This window comes from Xanthomonas sp. F14, assembly GCF_014199865.1.
This window is the reverse complement of record NZ_JACHOM010000001.1, coordinates 567,511-586,427: the sequence shown is the minus strand read 5'-3', so window position 1 is coordinate 586,427 and position 18,917 is coordinate 567,511. Positions and strand designations below refer to the sequence as shown.

Below are 18,917 nucleotides of genomic sequence, written 5' to 3'. Positions count from 1 at the left end.
TGGGGATTGGGGACGACGCACTCACGCCTTGACGTGATCGTGCGCAACGGTGGCCGGTGCAGCGGGTTCGCGACGGGTGACCCACTTGCGCAGTGCCACGTAGAACACCGGGGTCAGGAACAGGCCGAACAAGGTCACACCGAGCATGCCGGCGAACACGGTGATACCGGTGACCGAGCGCACTTCGGCGCCGGCGCCATGCCCGAACACCAGCGGCACGGTGCCGGCGATGAAGGCGATGGAGGTCATCACGATCGGACGCAGACGCAGGCGGCAGGCTTCGAGCGCGGCCTCGACGATGCCCTTGCCGTGCATTTCGAGTTCGCGGGCGAACTCCACGATCAGGATCGCGTTCTTGCACGCGAGGCCCATCAGCACCACCAACCCCACCTGCACGAACACGTTGTTGTCGCCGCCGGTGAGCCACACACCAAACAAGGCCGACAGCAAGGTCATCGGCACGATCAGGATCACCGCCAGCGGCAGCGTCCAGCTCTCGTACAACGCGGCCAGCACCAGGAACGCCAGCAACACCGCCATCGGGAACACGATCAACGCCGAGTTGCCCTGGGTGGACTGCTGATAGCTCAGATCGGTCCACTCGATGTTCATGCCGTTGGGCAACACCTTCGGCGCCATGCCGGCCAGCGTCTGCATCGCCTGGGCGGAGGAGAGCACGCGCGGGTCCGCTTCACCGATCAGGTCGGCCGCCGGGTAGCCGTTGTAGCGGATCACCGGATCCGGGCCGTAGGTCTGGCCCAGCGTGACCATGCTGCCGATCGGCACCATCTGCCCGCGATCGTTGCGGGTGCGCAGGTTGGCGATGTCTTCGACGCTGTCGCGGAACTGTCCGTCGGCCTGGGCGATCACCTGATAGGTGCGACCGAAGCGATTGAAGTCGTTGATGTAGGACGAACCCAGATAGGTCTGCAAGGTGTCGAACAGGTTGGTCAGCGGCACGCCCTGCGCCTTGGCCTTGTCGCGATCGACCTTGGCATCGAGCTGCGGCACATTGGCCTGATACGTGCCGATCGGGAACTGCATGCCCGGCGTCTGCGAGATCGCACCGGACATCGCATTGACCGCACTCTGCAACTGGCCATAGCCCAGACCGGCGCGGTCCTGGATGTACAGCGAGTAGCCCGAGCCCTGCCCCAGGCCCAGGATCGGCGGCGGCATGAACGCAAACGCAAAACCCTGCTGGATCTGGCTGATGCGGGCGTTGATCTCCGCATTGATCTGCGCCGCAGTGCGGCTGCGCTGGCTGAACGGCTTGAGCGTCAGGAACACCGTGCCGGTATTGGGCGTGTTGGTGAACTGCAGCGGGTTTAGGCCCGGGAACGCAATCGCGTGGTCCACGCCTTCGGTCTGCAGCGCGATCTGGGTGATCTGACGGATCACTTCGTTGGTGCGTTCCAGCGAGGCGCCTTCCGGCAACTTGGTACCGGCAATCAGGTACAGCTTGTCCTGGGTCGGAATGAAGCCGCCCGGCACCACCTTGAACATGAAACCGGTGACCACCAGCAGCAGCACATACACCGCGAACACCGCGCCACGCTTGCCCAGGGTGCGCGAGACCGCGCCCTGGTACTTGTGCGAACTGCTGTTGAAGAAGCGATTGAACGGACGGAACAACCAGCCGAACAAGCGATCGATCAACCGCGACGGGCCATCCTTCGGTGCGTCATGCGGCTTGAGCAGCATGGCGGCCAGTGCCGGCGACAGGGTCAGCGAATTGATCGCCGAAATCACCGTGGAAATGGCGATGGTCACCGCGAACTGCTTGTAGAACTGGCCGGTCACGCCCGACAGGAACGCCATCGGCACGAACACCGCGCACAGTACCAGCGCGATGGCGATGATCGGCCCGGACACCTCGCGCATCGCCTGATGCGCAGCAGCCAATGGGGCCAGCCCTTCTTCGATGTTGCGCTCGACGTTTTCCACCACCACGATCGCATCGTCGACCACGATGCCGATCGCCAGCACCAGGCCGAACAGGCTCAGCGTGTTGATCGAAAAACCCAGCAGGTAGAGCGCGGCGAACGTACCGACCACCGACACCGGCACTGCCAGCAACGGAATGATCGAGGCGCGCCAGGTCTGCAGGAACAGGATCACCACCAGCACCACCAGCAGCACCGCTTCCAGCAGCGTGTGCACCACCGCGCTGATCGAGTCGCGCACGAACACGGTCGGGTCGTACGCAGCCGACCACGCCATGTCCTGCGGGAACTGCTTTTCCAGCTCCGCCATCTTGGCGCGCACCGCATCGGACAATTCGATCGCGTTGGCACCCGGCGACTGGAACACGCCCATGCCCACCGCGTTCTTGTTGTCCAGCTGCGAGCGCAGGGTGTAGTTGCCCGCACCCAGTTCCAGACGCGCCACATCCGACAGGCGCACGATCTCGCCGCTGTTGCCGCTGCGGATCACGATGTTGCCGAACTCTTCTTCGGTGGTCAGGCGGCCCTGCGCATTGATCGACAGCAGGAAGTCGCTCTTGTTGGGCATCGGCTCGGCACCGAGCTGGCCGGCAGAAACCTGCACGTTCTGCTCGCGGATGGCCGCCACAACGTCGCTGGCGGTCAGCCCGCGCGCGGCGACCTTGTCCGGATCCAGCCAGATGCGCATGGCGTAATCGCCGGCACCGAAGATCTGGATCTGGCCCACGCCCGGCAGGCGCGACAGTTCGTCCTTGACCTTCAAGGTGGCGTAGTTGCTCAGGTACAGCGAGTCGTACTTGCCCTTGGGCGAGGTCAGATGCACGACCATGGTCAGCGTCGGCGACTGCTTCTGCGTGGTCACGCCCTGGCGCCGTACGTCCTCGGGCAGACGCGCCTGCGCCTGACTGACGCGGTTCTGCACCTGCACCTGCGCCTGGTCCGGATCGGTGCCCGGCTTGAAGGTCACGGTGACCACCAGCACGCCATCGGAGCCGGCGACCGACTTCATGTACATCATGTCTTCCACGCCGTTGATGGCTTCCTCAAGCGGCGTGGCGACGGTCTCGGCGATGACCTTGGGGTTGGCGCCCGGATACACCGCACGCACCTGCACGCTCGGCGGTACCACTTCCGGGTACTCGCTGATGGGCAGCAGCGGCATGGCGATCAGGCCGGCAGCGAAGATGATGATCGACAGCACCGCGGCAAAGATCGGCCGGTCGATGAAAAAACGGGAAAAGTCCATTGGGGTGGTCCTGAAAGAGGTTGCCGCCGGGTGGCGGCGCGGCACAGCGGCCCCGGACCGGCCTTGTTTCAAGGCCGGTGGTCACGGGTGCGATGCAGCGATGAATCAGTTCGAGGCGGTGCGCTTGTCCGGTGCGGTGGCCATGGCCACGGTCTTGGCATCGACCGGCATGCCGGGCATGAAGATCTTCTGCACGCCATCGACCACCACGCGGTCGCCGGCGACCAGTCCCTTGCGCACGATGCGCAGGCCGTCGGCACTGCGGCCCAGCTCGATGTCGCGCCGTTGCGCCTTGCCGTCCTTGTCGACCACGTACACGTACTTGCGGTCCTGATCGGTCAGCACGGCCTTTTCGTCGACCAGCATGGCCTTGAACTGGCCGCTGCCCAGCAACTGCACGTGTGCATACAGGCCCGGCGTGAACTGGCGCTGCGCGTTGTCCAGCACCGCGCGCACGCGGATGGTGCCGGTGCTGCGGGTCACCTGGTTATCCAGGAAATCCACACGCCCGGTGTGCGGGAAGCCCTGTTCGCCGACCAGGCCGATGCGCACCGGCAACTCGCCGCCGCGCGCATCCGGACGCTCGCCGTTGCGCGCCATCTGCGAATAACGCAGGAAGGTGCCTTCGTCGGCATCGAAGTACACGAACACCTTGTCCAGCGACACCAGCGTGGTCAGCACGCTGGCGCTGTCGCTGGCGGTGACCAGATTGCCGGCGGTGACCATCGCACGCCCGGCGCGGCCATCGATCGGCGCACGCACGCGGGTCCAGTCCAGGTTGAGCTTGGCGGTATCCAGCGCGGCCTGTGCGGCCAGCAGATCGGCGTCGGCCTGATCGGCGGCAGCGCGGCGCTGCTCCCAAGTCTCGGTCGAAATGGCCTGCTGGTCGGACAATTTGCGGGCGCGTGCCGCTTCGCTGCGGGCCAGCGTGGACTGCGTGCGTGCACGCACCAGCGCCGCGTTGGCGCGCGCGAATTCGGCACGGTAGCTGCGGTCGTCGATGCTGAAGAGCACATCGCCCTTCTTCACTTCGGCGCCTTCGACGTAGTTGACCTTGTCGATGTAGCCGGACACGCGCGGGCGCAGCTCGACGCTTTCCACCGGCTCGATGCGGCCGCTGAATTCGTCCCACTGGCTGATCTCCTTCAGCAACACCGGGGCGACGCTGACGCTGGGCGGCGGCGGCGCGCCGGTCTCGGCAGCCTTGCTGCCGCAACCGGCCAGCACAACCGCGAGTACGGCGCCCGTCAACACAGTACGCAAGGGAAAACGGAACGGGGTGGCGTTCGGGGTCATGGGGAAATCTCTCGGGTGGGGATGGGAAAATGCAGACCGGCGAGCCGGTCGGCCGATGGAGCGGCGTGCAGGCGACGGCTGACGGTCACGATGGCTTGCCCGGGCTGGCCAGGCCCGGCGATCAGCGAGACCGCCGCGCGGCCGACATCCACGGCGCGGATCCATTCCGGACACGCATCCTTGGCACGGCCCGGCGTACACACCGGCTGCTCGACCGACAGCAGGTGCACGCGGACGCCGAGCGGCTTGGCTTCCTCGTGCAGGACCTGGGCGAGCATGCGGGTGGCGGCAGCGGCGATCGAGGTATCGCCGTGCGCGGCCCAGGCGCGCAGCGCGCAGGGGCTACCCAGCAGCAGATAGCGGCCGCCGCCCTCGGCCTCGGCCAGCAGCGGCAGCAGATGCCGCGCGGCCGCCAGGTGCGGCAGCACGTCGCGCTCGATGCGGCGACGCAGCGCAGTGACCGGGCGGTCCAGCAGGCGGCCGGCCTTGAGCGGGCTGCCCACGCTGGCGATCACCGCCGCCAGCGGACGCGGGCGCTGGGCCAGCTCGCCGGCCAGCGCCTGCGCCGAAGCGTCGTCGGCGACCGAGCCCTGCAAGGTTTCCAGCAGCGGTGTATTGCCATGCTGCGCGCGCAGCGCGTCGAGCTTGGCGGCGTCGCGTCCAATCACCAGCACCGGCATCCGGGCATCGAGCAAGGCGGCGACGATACCGGCGCCGACATTGCCCGCGCCGCCAATGACGGCCGTCTCGGATTGGACCATCCCGGTCATGGGACTTTCACTCCCGACATCGGGACAATTCCGCGCTGCGCCAGACGCGCCGACAGTCCAGTCCGCTGTGTCGGCGCGCCGCCGGCCTGACGCCGGGGCGATGCCGAGAAAGTGCGCGAAACGCCGGCACGCGGGCCTCTCGCTGTGGAAACCACTGGATCGAAGGCACCTTCGATGGCGCTACGCGATGTCGACGACAAGCCGAAAACATTGCACAACCACATGGCCGTGCTCCTGCATGGAGGGGATGCCGCATAAGTTAGGCCCCAAACCAGCACTTGATTAGTCCGGATTTAGGGGAATAATCGTCCCGTAAGCGGTCTAATCCCTCCTGACCCCCGGAAGGCAGTCCCATGACTCACGATCTCAACGACACCCTGATCTTCGTCAAGGTGGTCGAACAAGGCAGCTTCATCGCCGCCGCCAACGCGCTTGGCCTGCCCAAGACCACCGTCAGCCGCAAGGTGCAGGAACTGGAAACCCGCCTGGGTGCCCGCCTGCTGCACCGGACCACGCGCCGCATCGGCCTGACCGAAGCCGGCTCGGTCTATCACGAACATTGCCAACGCATCGCACGCGAACTGGAAGAGGCCGAGAGCGCCGTCGGGCAATTGCAGTCTGGTCCGCGCGGCTGGCTGCGCTTCACCGTGCCCTACTCGCTGGGCATCACCTGGATCGCGCCGTTGCTGGGCGAGTTCCATGCGCAATACCCGGAAATCCAGCTGGACATGCATCTGGGCAACGAGAAGCTGGACCTGATCGGCGGCGAAGCCGATCTGGCACTGCGCGTCGGCGCGCTGCCCGATTCCAATCTGGTGGCGCGCAAGCTCGGCAGCCTGCGCACGCAGGTCTTCGCCAGCCCGTCCTACATCGAGCGCTATGGCGAGCCGCTGCATCCGGACGAGCTGCAGTTCCATCGCACGCTGGCGCTGCGCAAGAACCGCAACGTGCACAACAACCGCTTTTTCTGGTCGCTCAGCGACGGCAGCGATGTGCGCGATTTCCCGGTCAATCCGTTGATGGTGGCCAACGATCCGGCTGCGCTCAATGGCGCGGTGTTATGCGGCGAAGGCTTGCTGTTGACCGGCGATGTGATGGCCAAGCCGTTCGTGCAATCGGGTCTGGTGCGCCGGGTGCTCGCGGGTTGGACCGGGCCGGAGGTGGACTTCAACGCGGTGTTCGCCGGCGGCCGCCTGGTCTCGCCGAAAGTGCGCGCCTTCGTGGATTTCCTGGTGACGCGGATGAACTTCGACGCGGACTACATGATGGCGCAGTGCCCCGCGCGTCTGGCCGCGCAAAAGGCCGACAACGATGCAAAGATCGAGGTCGGCGCAGACGCGGAACTGCGTGCAGAAGGCAAGCGCATCCTGGAAAACGTCACGGCGTAGTTCGTACTCGAATAGTCGCCTAACGGAGCACCCTTCTCCCCTCGGGAGAAGGTGTCCGAATGGCGGATGAGGAGGCCTTGCCCGTACAAGCGAAAACTTCCCGGCTGCTACAAATCTCGAATCCCGAATCCCGAATCCCGAATCCCGAATTTCTGCAGCAGTGTCGAGTCCATCAAGCGCCGGCACTTTTGGTCGTGGCGAAGTCACCATACCGCTGTCGACCGATGCAATCTTGAAGCGACCGCGCGCGCGCGCTTTAGCGTGGTCTGGAGATCCGAAGCTGCGTTGGTCAATGCCTAGCGATAACGTCTAGCTGCAAGTCAAAAGATCAGTCGGTCGAGTGCGCGGTGCCCTCACCGCTTGCGGGACACGCCGTGAATCCGTCCGTGGAGGCTCCTCGGCGGCATCCATGCCGCCGAGGGTCCCGCAACCGGCAAGGACACCGCACCAGAGAGTTGGTCGGCTGCTTTTTTAAAGATTGTTGCTCGGCTTGCGATAGCAGATGCGACGTTTGTAGCTTGCGTGTTGAAAGTCCGTTTGTTGCTCGGTTTGCGATGGGAAAATGGCGAGAGGTTGATCGAACACTTAGTGCTCCGAGCAACCTACGGCTTGCCTTGCTTGCAACCACGCACACCGACCATCCCGACAGGTCCTTGCCCGCCCACCGTCGCGGGACCTTACGCGGCATGGATGCCGCGTAAGAGCCTACACGGACGTACTTGCGGCGTGTCCCGCGATGGTGGGCGGGCAAGGGCCCTGCAGAAAACCCTCAGATCGGCAGCTTTGCACCTGATGCGCCTGATCAGAAAATTCGCAGCGCAAAAAAAACAGGCCGCTTTCGCGGCCTGTCTTGCTTACCCATCGCGGCTCGTCGATCGACTCGCCACGATTCAGTGCGGCAAACTCAACGCATGCCCGTGTTGTTCCCGGCACCCTCCGAGCGCAGCGGGATCAGGCGGATTTCGACGCGGCGGTTCTGTGCGCGGCCGGCATCGGTGCTGTTGTCGGCGATCGGGTAACGCTTGCCGGCGCCCATGGTTTCCATGCGCTCACGCTGCACGCCTTGTGCGGTCAGATATTGCGCGACCGCGCCGGCGCGTTCTTCGGACAGACGCTGGTTGACCGCGTCGCTGCCGACGCTGTCGGTGTGACCGACCACTTCCACCATGGTCTGGTTGTACTCGCGCAGTGTGGACGCCACGCCATTGAGCGCGCTGTAGAACTGCGGCTTCAATGCAGACTTGCCGAAGTCGAAGGTGATGCCGTCGGGCAGGTTCAGGGTGATGTTGTCGCCCTGGCGCTGCACTTCGATGCCGGTGTTGGCGGTGCGCTCACGCAGTGCGCGCTCCTGACGATCCTGATACTGGCCAACCGCCGCGCCGCTGAGCGCGCCGATGCCGGCGCCGACCATCGCATGCTGGCGACGCTCGGTGGCGCTGTCGCCGGTCAGCAGACCAGCGGCCACGCCGATCGCTGTGCCAATCAGCGCATTGCGGCCGGTGCGGTTCTGCTGTTGGGTCTGCTCGCCGTACTGGTCGCGCTGCACATACGAGCCGCCGGTTGCGCAGGCGGACAACGCAATGGCGCTGGCCAGGGCAACGGCAAGGCTCTTTATGGCTGCTGGGGACATGGTGTTCTCCTGTGGCCGGACCATCCGGCACTCAATCGTGTCGGCGAGGATAAACAGGCCAACGCGACTGGCGCATGATGAAACCGACCTCCAATCGCGCGTAGCTAGTGCTGCATTCAGGAAACCGTTTTCTGCGTGGACAGCACCATGTATCCGCGTCACGTATTCGCTGATGTACGAAACAAGCGTCGCAGCACACGCATGCAACGCCGCAGCCTTGCACAAGAGAACACGCAGAAGCGAGCATCAGCTGACCACGCAATCAGGATGTCGCTCGCGCTTAGCCGCGCGTTTTTGCATACGCCGCCAGCGCCGCATCGCGGCCTTCGGCCAGGCCGATGATCGGCGTGCGCGGATACTTCGGTGCCAGACGCGCCAGCGACAACGGATGCAGCCACGGTGCGAAGCGCTCCTTCACCGCAAGCTTGCCGAGCTCAGGTACCCAGCGCGTGATGTAGGCGGCCTGCGGATCGAACTTTTCCGCCTGCGTGACCGGATTGAACACACGGAAATACGGCGCTGCATCGGCGCCGGTACCGGCCACCCATTGCCAACCCAGGGTGTTGTTGGCCAGGTCCGCATCCACCAGCGTGTCCCAGAACCAGCGCGCGCCTTCGATCCAGTGCACGCGCAGATGCTTGCACAACAGGCTCGCCACGATCATGCGCACGCGGTTGTGCATCCAGCCGGTGTGCCAGAGCTGGCGCATGCCGGCATCGACGATCGGAATGCCAGTGCGGCCCCGCTGCCAGGCCTGCAATGCGACCGGGTCTACCTTGGCCCAGTCAAAGCCTTCGAAACGCGGGTTGAGATTCTGGTTTGTGGTGTCGGGAAAATGGTGCAGCAGGTGATACGCAAAATCGCGCCAGCCCAGTTGGCGGATATAGCCGTCGATCTCGGCACCGTTGCGTGCATTGCGATTGGCTTCCAGCGTGCTGGCGATCCGCCACGGCGCAATCTCGCCGAAATGCAGATGCGGCGACAACTGCGAGGTGCCGACCCGGTCGGGCCGGTCGCGGTTTTCGCGATACCCGGACAGCGCGCCGTCGATGAAGATTTCCAGCATCTCGTACGCGCCGGCCTCGCCGGGCTGCCAGTGTTCCCAGAAGCCTCGGTCCCAGTCCAGCGCCGGCAGCAGCCCCAGCGTGTCCAGCGCAGCGCTCTTCAAGTGCGCAGGCAACGGCGGCAGGCTGCGCGGTGCCGGCACGGCAGCCGGCAATTGCAGCTGCGTAAGCGCATTGCGCCAGAACGGGGTGAACACCTTGTAGGGGCCGCCCTGCTGCGTCGTCAACTGCCATGGTTCGACCATCAGTGCGGAGTTGCAGCTCTGCACTTCGATCCCGCGCTCGCGCAGGCTGCGCTTGATCTGCGCATCGCGCGGCTGCGTGGCCGGCTCGTACTTGCGGTTCCAGTACACCGCCACCGCCTTGGTCTGCGCGATCACCTCATCCAGCACCTGCGCACTGTCACCGGCGCGCATCACCAGACCGCTGCCGAGCGCGCGCAGGGCCGCATCCAGCGCCGCAAGCGAGCGATGCCGCCAGCTCCGCGAGGCGGCGCCCGGCGTCCACTCGCCCTCTTCGTGCGGCGCATCGATATACAGCGGAATCGGCTGGTGCCCTGCATCCAGCGCAGCCTGCAAGGCCGGGTTGTCCTGCAGGCGCAGATCGCGACGGAACCAGACGATGGCGTAGGACATACAAGCTCGGCAGAGGCGATGAGGCGCGCAGCATAAGCCAGCAGATGCAAGGATGGCGCGATGCCGCAGCGACGGATTGTCGCCCGGCATCACGCAGGAGATTTATTCGAAACTGCCCACCGAATCGTGGGCCAGATTGTCGAACCGGGTGTATTCGCCGAAGAACTTGAGCTTGCACGACCCGGTCGGTCCACCGCGGTGCTTGCCGATGATGATCTCGGCCAGGCCCTTGTCCGGCGAATTTTCCTTGTTGTAGTAGTCGTCGCGATAGATGAACACGATCATGTCCGCGTCCTGCTCGATCGCGCCGGATTCGCGCAAGTCGGCCATCACCGGGCGCTTGTCGGTACGTGTTTCCAGCGAGCGGTTGAGCTGCGACAACGCAATCACCGGCACGTTGAGCTCCTTGGCAAGGCCCTTGAGCGAACGCGAGATTTCCGAAATTTCGGTCGCGCGGTTTTCGCTGTTACCCGGTACCGACATCAGCTGCAGGTAGTCGATGACGATCAGGCCCAGGTCGTGCTCGCGCTTGAGTCGGCGGCACTTGGAGCGCAGCACTTCCGGCGACACGCCCGGCGTGTCGTCGATGAAGATCTTGGTTTCCTTCAGCATCTTGATCGCGCCGGTCACGCGCGCCCAGTCCTCGTCTTCCAGTGCGCCGGTGCGCAAGCGTTGCGCATTGATGCGGCCATTGGACGAGATCAGGCGCATCGCCAGCTGCGATGCCGACATTTCCATCGAGAATACCGCCACGCCCTTCTTGGATTTGATCGCGGCATATTCGGCGATATTCAGCGCGAACGTGGTCTTGCCCATCGCCGGACGCGCGGCCAGGATGATCAGGTCGGTCGGCTGCAGGCCGGAGGTCATCGCGTCGAAATCGTTGTAGCCGGTCGGCAGGCCGGTGATGTTGCCGCCGTTTTCGAAACGGCTGCGCAATTCCTCAAAGGCGTCCTTCAGCGCGCCCGGCATCGCCACGAAGTCGGTGCGCCCGCGCGCGCCGGCCTCGGCGATCTTGAACACCGCCTTTTCCGCCGACGACAGCAACTCCACGCTGTCGCGCCCCTCCGGTTGGAAGCCGTCGTTGACGATGGTGGTGCCCACTTCGATCAGCTGCCGCAACACCGCCTTGTCACGTACGATCTCCGCGTATGCGGCGATATTGGCTGCCGAAGGCGTGGTGCTGGCCAGCTCGATCAGGTACGCGCCATCGCCGACCTGCTCCAGCTTGCCCTGCGATTCGAACCACTCGCCCAGGGTCACCGCATCGAAGGGGCGGTCCTTCTCGTTCAGTTCGCGAATCGCACGGTAGATCAGCCGGTGATCGCGGCGGTAAAAGTCGTTTTCGGTCAGCTGGTCATTGACCCGGTCGAACGCATCCGGCGCCAGCATCAACCCGCCGAGCACGGCCTGCTCGGCCTCGACCGAATGCGGCGGTACCCGCAACTGGTCAAGTCGCGGCTCGGGACGATCGTAATCGTCGTCGTCGCGATCGCGATTGCGCTTGGAACGGAAACCAGGACGAGCGGACATGGACAAACAGACCTGACGCGAGGGAGACGAGGGCAGGAAGCATAGTCATCGGCGGCGCCGACGACCATGCACAACTCTGTGGATAACTGGTGGACAGCCGGTGCATCACCGTTCTACGCGGCGGCTGTCGCAACCGCCGAGACGCTTGCTGCGCCGGGGTTTGCACCGCGTCACCGGTGCCGGTTGGCGGCTGTCTCCAGGCCCAACGCCGCTGTGGTCAACTCAACGCTTGGACTGTTCGACCAGGCCCAGGAAGGCGTCGACGAAGCCCTGCAGGAACTTGCGGCTGTCGGCGTTGGCGACCTGGTCGTCGGCGCCGAACAGGCCGTCCTTGTACTGCAGGAAGACTTCCGGCTGGCCAAGCACCCGCATGTCCAGATACGACAGCACATTACGCAGGTGCTGCTGCGCTGTGGCGGTGCCGATCGCCCCGACCGAGATGCCGACCACGGCGGCCGGCTTGCCCGCAAACGCGCTGTCGCCGTAGGGGCGCGAGCCGGTATCGAGGGCGTTCTTGAGCACGCCGGGAATCGAGCGGTTGTACTCCGGGGTGACGAACAGCACCGCGTCAGCCGACCGGATCTGTTGCTTCAGCCGCGTGCCCTCAGCCGGGTAATCGCCATCATGGTCCTGGTTGTACAGCGGGATGTCGCCGATCTCCACATACTCGAACACGGCCTTGTCGCCGGCCAGATGCTCCAGCGCATGCGCCAGTTGGCGGTTGTAGGACGCGGCACGCAGGCTGCCGACCAGCACGGCGATGGTGATCTTGCTCATGGGGAACGCTCCATTGGGGGAATCAGCGCCCGACTCTAGTGAGCCTGGCGCTCAGACCCGGTGAAGCGCGCCTGCCTCAGCGGCCGATCGCGGCGCGTTGGGCGCGCCAATGCACCTGCCAGGCCTGGAACATCAGCACCGTCCACAGGTGCGTATGCCATTTGCGCTCGCCGCCGTTGAAGTCCCGCCACAGCCCGGCCACGGTGTCGGCGGCGAACACGCCGTCGCGCTCGAGCGTGGCGTGCGCCAGCAGATCGTCGGCCCAGCCGTGCAGGTCGCCACGCAGCCAGGCACTGACCGGCGCGCCGAACCCGCGCTTGCCGCGGTAGACCATCGGGTCGGGCAGATAGCGGCACAGCACGCGCTTGAGCAGGTACTTGCTGACCCCGTCGCGGTACTTCAGCGACAGCGGCAGCGACCAGGCGAACTCGGCCACCCGCCAGTCCAGCAACGGTGCGCGCGCTTCCAGCCCCACTGCCATGGTGGTGCGGTCCACCTTGCACAACAGATCGTCGGGCAGATAGGCGGCGAAGTCGGCCAGCATCATCGCGTCGGCCGGCGTGCCGGAACCGTGCAGTGGGTCGGCCAGGCTGTAGAAACTGTCGGGCTCGGTCGCGCCCAGCACCACCGCGGCCGGATCGCGCCAGCGCGAGATGCGGTTGCGATAGATGTCGCCGATGCCGCGTGCGCCGGCCTCGGCCACCAACGCGGCCAGGCCGCCGGTGCGCGAAGACTCGCCGTTGCGGCGTGCCGCCAGCGCCATCAACCGCCGCAGCGGCCCCGGCACCAGCCCATGCATGCGCCAGTTGCGCAGCGCACGCTGGTAACGGCCGTAGCCGAAGAACAACTCGTCGCCGCCATCGCCGGACAGCGCCACCGTCACCCCGCCGCGCGCCAGCCGTGCGACCAGCGCGGTCGGCACCTGCGAGGCATCGGCGAAGGGCTCGTCGAACATGTCCGGCAGGGTCGGCACCACCGCCAGCGCGTCGGCGCCGCTGACATACAGCTCGGTGTGGTCGGTGTGCAGATGCGTGGCCACTTCGCGCGCCAGCGGCGCTTCGTCGTGATGCGAACCTTCGAAGCCGATGCTGAAGGTATGCACCGGCTGGGTGCTCTGCGCCTGCATCATCGCGGTGACGATCGACGAATCGGTGCCGCCGGACAGGAACACGCCCACCGGCACGTCGGCCACCATGCGCAGCGCCACCGCATCGCGCAGCACTGCGTCGAGCTGTTCCTCGGCCTGTGCATCGCTGCCGGTGAACGGCGCCGCCAGCGCGCGCTGCATCGCCTCGCGCGCGTTCCAGAACGGCTGCTGCGCCTGGTCCGGCCGATGCGCCGCCGCGCCGGCCGCCACCATCTGCGCATCCAGCCGCAGCACCCGCCCGGGCATCAACTTGAAGGTGCGCTCGTGGATGCAGGCCGGCGCCGGGATGTAGCCCAGCCGCAGCAGCAAGGTCAGCGCATTGCGATCGACCCCGTTATCGAAGTCCGGATGCTGCCACAGCGCCTTGAGTTCGGAGCCGAACACCAGGGTGTCGCCGGCCCAGCCGTAGTACAGCGGCTTCTTGCCGACGCGGTCGCGGGCCAGATACAGGCAGTTGTCGCGCTCGTCCCACAACGCCAGCGCGAACATGCCGTTGCAGCGGGTCAGGGTGTCGTCCAGCCCCCACTCCACCACCGCCGCCAACAGCACTTCGGTATCGGAATGACCACGGAAGCGGTGCCCGAGTGCGGACAGCGCCGCGCGCAGTTGCGCGAAGTTGTAGATCTCGCCGTTGTAGGCCAGCACATAACGGCCATCGGCCGAGCGCATCGGCTGATGGCCCAGCGGAGACAGATCCAGGATGCTCAAGCGTTGATGCGCCAGCGCCACGCCGGCCTGCGCATCGCACCAGGTGCCGGCATCGTCGGGGCCGCGATGACGCAAGGCCGCGCCCATCGGCCGCACCAGCGCATCGAGTTGTTCGCCATGCATGCGTGGCGAGGCCAGCAGCAGTCCAGCCAATCCGCACATCGTCAGTGCTCCTGCCGGCAGCGCATGCCGCTCATGCCGTCACCGCGCCGGGCGCAGGCGCCGGCATTGCGATAAAACCGGGTACTGCCTGCACGCGCTGCAGCCAGGCACCAATCGCCGGCCAGCGCTCCAGATCGAAGCCGCCGTCCTCGGCGCAATGGGTGTAGGCAAACAGCGCGATATCGGCGATGCCGTAGTCGCTGCCGGTAAACCAGCGGTGCTGCTGCAGATGCTGCTCCATCACGGCCAGCGCCTGCTCGCCGCGGGCGCGCAGCTGCGGCAGTTCGGCGCGGCGCGCGGCATCGCGCGGCGTCCACAGGCTGATGAACCGCGCCACCGCGATGTACGGCTCATGGCTGTATTGCTCGAAGAACATCCAGCTCAAGGCCTGCGCGCGCTGCCACGCGTCGGTGGGCAGATACGGAGTGCCTTCGGCCAGCCAGAACAGGATCGCGTTGGATTCGGTCAGCACGCGGCCGTCGTCGCGCTCCACCATCGGCACCTTGCCGTTGGGATTCTTGGCCAGATACGCGGGCGTGCGGGTTTCGCCGGCGACGCTGTCGACCTCGACCCAGTGATAGCGGCTGCCCAGTTGCTCCAGCAGCAGGCGCACTTTGTAGCAGTTGCCGGAACTGGACATGCCATGGACGGTCAACGGGGGACGCACGGTCGACATCAAGCTGGCTCCGCGGCAGCAACGAGGGGCTGGCAGTGTCACAGCCCCGGGGGCCTTTGCAAAGCCCTGCACCGATTCTGCTGCAAGGCGTGGCCGCGGTTGCGTGCGCTGCCGGCAGCGCGGCTCAGCGCGGCTCAGCGCATCACCACCAGCGCCACCGGCACACCCAGCACGGCGACCAGCATGCCCAGCACCGACAACGTCAATGCCAGCGCACCGAAGGCCCGCGAGCGTGCGCAGCCGGTCGCACCGGCAACCGCCTGGACCGCAGCGATCGACCACCACAGCCCGCCCAGCAGCAACATCAGCACCGCCATGGTCACCTGCGCCAGCCCGGCCGGATCATGCACACCGGTTCCGAACAGGACGATATCGCCGCCAACCGCGGCCAGTGCCGCCAGCAGGCAGACCAGCCATGGCAAGGCACTGCCCAGCAGCGCCGGCAGCAACACCGCAAACTCCGCAGTGCCGCCCATCCAGCGCAGCATCCACTGCAACAGCACGCAGCCCACCAGCGCGATGGCCAGCATGATCGCCACGGCGATGGCGTGCACCCACAACGGCTGCGGAGACACCCACATCCAGCTCGAGAGCACCACGATCAGGCCGAACACGCACCACGCGCTCCGGCGCGCGCCGGCCTGCGTGTGCAGGCGCTGCGCAACGGCGTGCGGATCGAACAGCATCCCGCCCAAGCCACCGCCGCGCCACCAGGCCAGGCATGCCAGCACCAGCACGATCAGCGCCAGCAGCGCGGCCAGCGGATAGACGAAGACGTGCATCTCCAGCGGCTGTCTGCGCGGCTGCGGCTTGAGGTCGTGATTGAAGTACAGCAGGTCGCGGGCACGCTCCATGTCGGCAGCTGCGCGCTTCACGCCGCCGGCGGGAATGCGGTCGGACAGCCGCTGCCACTCGCCGACGATGACGATGCGTCCTTCGTGCGTGGAGACCGTGCGCGAGAACCGGAACCACGGGTTGGCGACCACCTGCGTATCGGCTTCCACCCGCACCGCCGGGTCGACCCGCACCCGCACCGTCTGCCGCGCCAGCCGCGGGCCGCCCAGCGCCAGCGGGCTCTTGCGCGCCGCCGTGGGCAGGGCGTCCATCCATTCGCCGAGCTGGAACAGCGGAAAGCCCAGCTCGTCGCCCTCGTCGGTCGGCCACTCCAGGCGGTAGGCCTCGTGCGTACGCACGTTCAACACATCGGCCGCGTCGATGGTCGGCACGCCGACCTGGGTCAGCGCGGTGTAGTACTGCTGCATGAATTCCAGGTAGTGCTCGCCGACCGCCTGCGCACCGTTGTCGTCGAAGCTGGTCGCCACGCGCTCGCCGCGTCCCTGGCGATACGTGGTGTCCACGGTGAAGGTCGCCACGCGCTGCGGCTTGCGCAGCGAGATCACGACCTCCTCGTCCACCTCGACCTGCGGCAGCGTCGGCATCGGCGATGGCACCGCCACCAGATCGCGCTGCCCGGCCACGACCGGCAGGCCACGCACGAACGGCAACGGCCGGCGTTGCGCCAGCGGGCCCTCTTCGCGGTCGCGCGTGGCATCCACCCATACCTCGCCCTGCGGCAGGTGCGCGCGCACCACCACGTGGTCGAACGCGTAGGGACTGGGCAAGCGCAGATCCAGCCCGTGGCCCTTGTCGCTGCTGACCAGCACCGGCTCGGCGCGGATGCCGGCCAGCTGCAGCAGCGCGATCAACAGCGTCGCCTTGTCCTTGCAGTCGCCGTAGCGATTGCGCAGCGTCACTTCCGGTGTATGCGGCGCGTGGGAGTTCTCGCCCATGTCCAGGCCGACGTAGCGGATCTCGCCCTGCACGAAGGCCACTGCACGCAGCAGTGCACCCTGCGGGTCGTCGCGGCGCAGCTGCAGGTTCTGCACCATCCCGTCGGCAACGCGCGCGTCCTTGAACGCGTGCGGATACAACTGCGCTGCCCATGCCGCCACTGCCGCCCAGTTGCCGGCAGTGGAGACTTCGATCCGGCCATACGGATCGACATCCTCCGGGGTGTCCTTTTCCTCCTGCACGGCGGGCAGGTCGCGTGCGGCGATGTCCAGTGTCGCCACATCGCCGGTGCGGCTGACGTTGCGGCTGAAGCCTGGCGCAGTCACCCGCCACTGCAATCCCATGCCGGCCGGATGCCGCACCCGCACCCGGCGCTCGCCCAGCGCTACGCCGTAGCGCGCATCGAACACGTCGTAATAGCCCTTGCCGAACACCGGATTGCTGCCGGTGATGGTCACGCCGTAATCGACCCGGTCGCCCACGCGCAGGTCCGGCAAGGTGATCGACAGCGTCAGCGCGCCATCGATCAGACCGTCTTCCAGTCCGCTTTCGCGGCGCAACCGGGCGTAGTGCGCCTGTTTGCGCATGTCGATGCGCTTGCCGTCGCGCCAGACCTCCAGGCTGTTGAGCGCCAGCTGCTGGTACTGCGGCTGGTAATCGATGGAGATCTGCCCGGCCTCGTCCAGACTTTTCGCACGCTGCACGGTGTAACTGAGGCGGCGATACGCCTGCGGCGCCGCGCCGGTCAGATCGACCTGGTCGGATACCAGCTCATAGCGCAGCCCGCTGGCACCGGGCACCTTGTCGGGCACCGCATCGGCGATGACCCAGTCCGGTGGCGGCGCCATGCGCGGCGCCTCGCTGGCCCGTGCCGGTGCGATCACGCTCGCAACCACGGCCAGCACGCAACTCATCCAGAACACGCCACGCAGGCGTCGCCTCCCATCCCTGTCGATCAACACCCACTCCTCGTCAAAACGCATTGAGTCCCGTCAGCGCACGCCCGACCACCAACTGATGCACGGTCTCGGTCCCCTCGTAGGTGATCACCGATTCCAGGTTCAGCGCATGCCTGATCGCCACATGTTCGGTGGTGATGCCGGCCGCGCCCAGCAGATCGCGGCACTCGCGCGCCACATCCAGGGCCATGCGGCAATTATTCCACTTTGCCAGCGAGATCTGTTCCGGCCGCAGCTGGCCGGCCTGCTTCAGCCGCCCGAGCTGCAGCGCCAGCAGCTGCGCGGTGGAAATCCGCCGCGCCATGTCGGCCAGCTTGATCTGCGCGCTCTGCGTGGCCGCCAGCGGCCGGCCGAACAGGATGCGCTGCCCGCTGTAGGCCAATGCCTCGCGCAGACAGGCCACCGCCGCGCCGATCGCGCCCCAGGCGATGCCGTAGCGCGCCTGATTGAGGCACCCCAGCGGCGCCTTCAGACCGGCCGCGTTCGGCAGGCGCATCTGCTCTGGCACGTAGACGTTGTCCAGGAACAAGCCCGAGGTCACCGATGCGCGCAGGCTCATCTTGTGCGCGATGTCCTGTGCACTGAAGCCGGCGCTGCCGCTCTCCACCAGAAAGCCGCACACGCCGTCATCGGTATGCGCCCAGATGATCGCCAGGCCGGCAATGCTGCCGTTGGTGATCCACATCTTGGCCCCGTTCAAGCGCCAGCCGTCGCCCTGCCGCACCGCGCGCGTGGTCATCGCGGCCGGATCCGAGCCGCCCTGCGCTTCGCTCAGCCCGAAACAGCCGATCAGGCGGCCGGCTGCCATCTCCGGCAACCAGCGCTGGCGCTGCTCGTCGCTGCCGTAGGCATGGATCGGGTACATGCACAGCGAGGACTGCACGCTGACGAAGCTGCGCAGGCCGCTGTCGCCGCGCTCCAGTTCCTGGCAGATCAATCCGTACGCCACCGCGCCCAGGCCCGCGCCGCCATCGCGGACCGGCAGGCTGGCGCCCAGCAGGCCGAGCTCCGCCAGTTCCGGTACCCATTCGCGCGGAAAGCGCCCTGCATCGAAGGCATCGCCGATCGCCGGCAGCACCCGCGTATCGGTGAAGCGCGCCACCGCATCCTGCACTGCCCGCTCTTCGTCGGTCAGCAGCGCACGTACATCGAACAGATCATCGGGGCGCACCGGCATGTCGGCTTCCAC

At 66.4% G+C, this 18,917-nt stretch carries 13 protein-coding genes; 1 reads left to right on the top strand and 12 read right to left on the bottom strand.

Annotated features, from left to right (window positions below; all coding sequences use genetic code 11):
* Window positions 1–21 precede the first annotated feature (21 nt).
* The 4 genes from GGR73_RS02565 to GGR73_RS02550 all read right to left on the bottom strand — a co-directional run bounded on the left by GGR73_RS02565 (window position 22) and on the right by GGR73_RS02550 (window position 5,482).
* Window positions 22–3,192 (bottom strand): efflux RND transporter permease subunit, encoded by a 3,171-nt coding sequence (locus GGR73_RS02565; protein ID WP_184455510.1) that lies wholly within the window; start codon window positions 3,190–3,192, stop codon window positions 22–24.
* A 105-nt stretch (window positions 3,193–3,297) separates the two neighbouring features.
* The gene (locus GGR73_RS02560; RefSeq protein ID WP_184455508.1) at window positions 3,298–4,488 is read right to left on the bottom strand and encodes an efflux RND transporter periplasmic adaptor subunit; all 1,191 of its coding nucleotides are present in this window, start codon (window positions 4,486–4,488) and stop codon (window positions 3,298–3,300) included.
* Entirely contained in the window at window positions 4,485–5,258 is a 774-nt protein-coding gene (locus GGR73_RS02555) for an SDR family NAD(P)-dependent oxidoreductase (RefSeq protein WP_046342206.1), read from the bottom strand. The genes GGR73_RS02560 and GGR73_RS02555 overlap by 4 nt, the downstream gene beginning before the upstream one ends.
* Entirely contained in the window at window positions 5,255–5,482 is a 228-nt protein-coding gene (locus GGR73_RS02550) for a hypothetical protein (RefSeq protein ID WP_080960786.1), read from the bottom strand. Before GGR73_RS02550 ends, GGR73_RS02555 begins: the two co-directional genes overlap by 4 nt.
* A gap of 129 nt (window positions 5,483–5,611) precedes the next feature.
* Here GGR73_RS02550 and GGR73_RS02545 point away from each other — a divergent pair, with 129 nt between their 5' ends.
* On the top strand, window positions 5,612–6,646 hold the full coding sequence (locus GGR73_RS02545; RefSeq protein WP_054592674.1) for a LysR family transcriptional regulator: 1,035 nt from the start codon (window positions 5,612–5,614) through the stop codon (window positions 6,644–6,646).
* Window positions 6,647–7,550: 904 nt separating this feature from the next.
* Here the strand turns inward: GGR73_RS02545 and GGR73_RS02540 are convergent.
* From GGR73_RS02540 to GGR73_RS02505, 8 genes are all read right to left on the bottom strand, one after another.
* Window positions 7,551–8,276 (bottom strand): OmpA family protein, encoded by a 726-nt coding sequence (locus GGR73_RS02540; protein WP_184455506.1) that lies wholly within the window; start codon window positions 8,274–8,276, stop codon window positions 7,551–7,553.
* Between the two features lie 280 nt (window positions 8,277–8,556).
* The gene (locus tag GGR73_RS02535) at window positions 8,557–9,975 is read right to left on the bottom strand and encodes a cryptochrome/photolyase family protein (RefSeq protein ID WP_184455504.1); all 1,419 of its coding nucleotides are present in this window, start codon (window positions 9,973–9,975) and stop codon (window positions 8,557–8,559) included.
* Between the two features lie 102 nt (window positions 9,976–10,077).
* Window positions 10,078–11,508, bottom strand: coding sequence for a replicative DNA helicase (locus GGR73_RS02530; protein ID WP_047130779.1), 1,431 nt, complete (start codon window positions 11,506–11,508; stop codon window positions 10,078–10,080).
* Window positions 11,509–11,730: 222 nt separating this feature from the next.
* Entirely contained in the window at window positions 11,731–12,285 is a 555-nt protein-coding gene (locus GGR73_RS02525; RefSeq protein ID WP_054591582.1) for an NADPH-dependent FMN reductase, read from the bottom strand.
* A gap of 76 nt (window positions 12,286–12,361) precedes the next feature.
* Window positions 12,362–14,302 (bottom strand): asparagine synthase (glutamine-hydrolyzing), encoded by a 1,941-nt coding sequence (asnB, locus tag GGR73_RS02520; RefSeq protein WP_024938930.1) that lies wholly within the window; start codon window positions 14,300–14,302, stop codon window positions 12,362–12,364.
* Between the two features lie 31 nt (window positions 14,303–14,333).
* On the bottom strand, window positions 14,334–14,978 hold the full coding sequence (locus GGR73_RS02515; RefSeq protein WP_184455502.1) for a glutathione S-transferase family protein: 645 nt from the start codon (window positions 14,976–14,978) through the stop codon (window positions 14,334–14,336).
* 134 nt (window positions 14,979–15,112) lie between these two features.
* The gene (locus GGR73_RS02510) at window positions 15,113–17,683 is read right to left on the bottom strand and encodes a DUF3857 domain-containing protein (RefSeq protein ID WP_184456467.1); all 2,571 of its coding nucleotides are present in this window, start codon (window positions 17,681–17,683) and stop codon (window positions 15,113–15,115) included.
* A 58-nt stretch (window positions 17,684–17,741) separates the two neighbouring features.
* Window positions 17,742–18,917, bottom strand: coding sequence for an acyl-CoA dehydrogenase family protein (locus GGR73_RS02505; protein WP_184455500.1), 1,176 nt, complete (start codon window positions 18,915–18,917; stop codon window positions 17,742–17,744).

Bases quoted from the DNA above. Each gene is read 5' to 3' on its own strand.
- GGR73_RS02510 (WP_184456467.1), bottom strand. From the start codon at position 17,683: ATGAGTTGCGTGCTGGCCGTGGTTGCGAGCGTGATCGCACCGGCACGG.
- GGR73_RS02545 (WP_054592674.1), top strand. From the start codon at position 5,612: ATGACTCACGATCTCAACGACACCCTGATCTTCGTCAAGGTGGTCGAA.
- GGR73_RS02515 (WP_184455502.1), bottom strand. From the start codon at position 14,978: ATGTCGACCGTGCGTCCCCCGTTGACCGTCCATGGCATGTCCAGTTCC.
- GGR73_RS02555 (WP_046342206.1), bottom strand. From the start codon at position 5,258: ATGACCGGGATGGTCCAATCCGAGACGGCCGTCATTGGCGGCGCGGGC.
- asnB (WP_024938930.1), bottom strand. From the start codon at position 14,302: ATGTGCGGATTGGCTGGACTGCTGCTGGCCTCGCCACGCATGCATGGC.
- GGR73_RS02525 (WP_054591582.1), bottom strand. From the start codon at position 12,285: ATGAGCAAGATCACCATCGCCGTGCTGGTCGGCAGCCTGCGTGCCGCG.
- GGR73_RS02560 (WP_184455508.1), bottom strand. From the start codon at position 4,488: ATGACCCCGAACGCCACCCCGTTCCGTTTTCCCTTGCGTACTGTGTTG.
- GGR73_RS02535 (WP_184455504.1), bottom strand. From the start codon at position 9,975: ATGTCCTACGCCATCGTCTGGTTCCGTCGCGATCTGCGCCTGCAGGAC.
- GGR73_RS02530 (WP_047130779.1), bottom strand. From the start codon at position 11,508: ATGTCCGCTCGTCCTGGTTTCCGTTCCAAGCGCAATCGCGATCGCGAC.
- GGR73_RS02550 (WP_080960786.1), bottom strand. From the start codon at position 5,482: ATGTGGTTGTGCAATGTTTTCGGCTTGTCGTCGACATCGCGTAGCGCC.
- GGR73_RS02540 (WP_184455506.1), bottom strand. From the start codon at position 8,276: ATGTCCCCAGCAGCCATAAAGAGCCTTGCCGTTGCCCTGGCCAGCGCC.
- GGR73_RS02565 (WP_184455510.1), bottom strand. From the start codon at position 3,192: ATGGACTTTTCCCGTTTTTTCATCGACCGGCCGATCTTTGCCGCGGTG.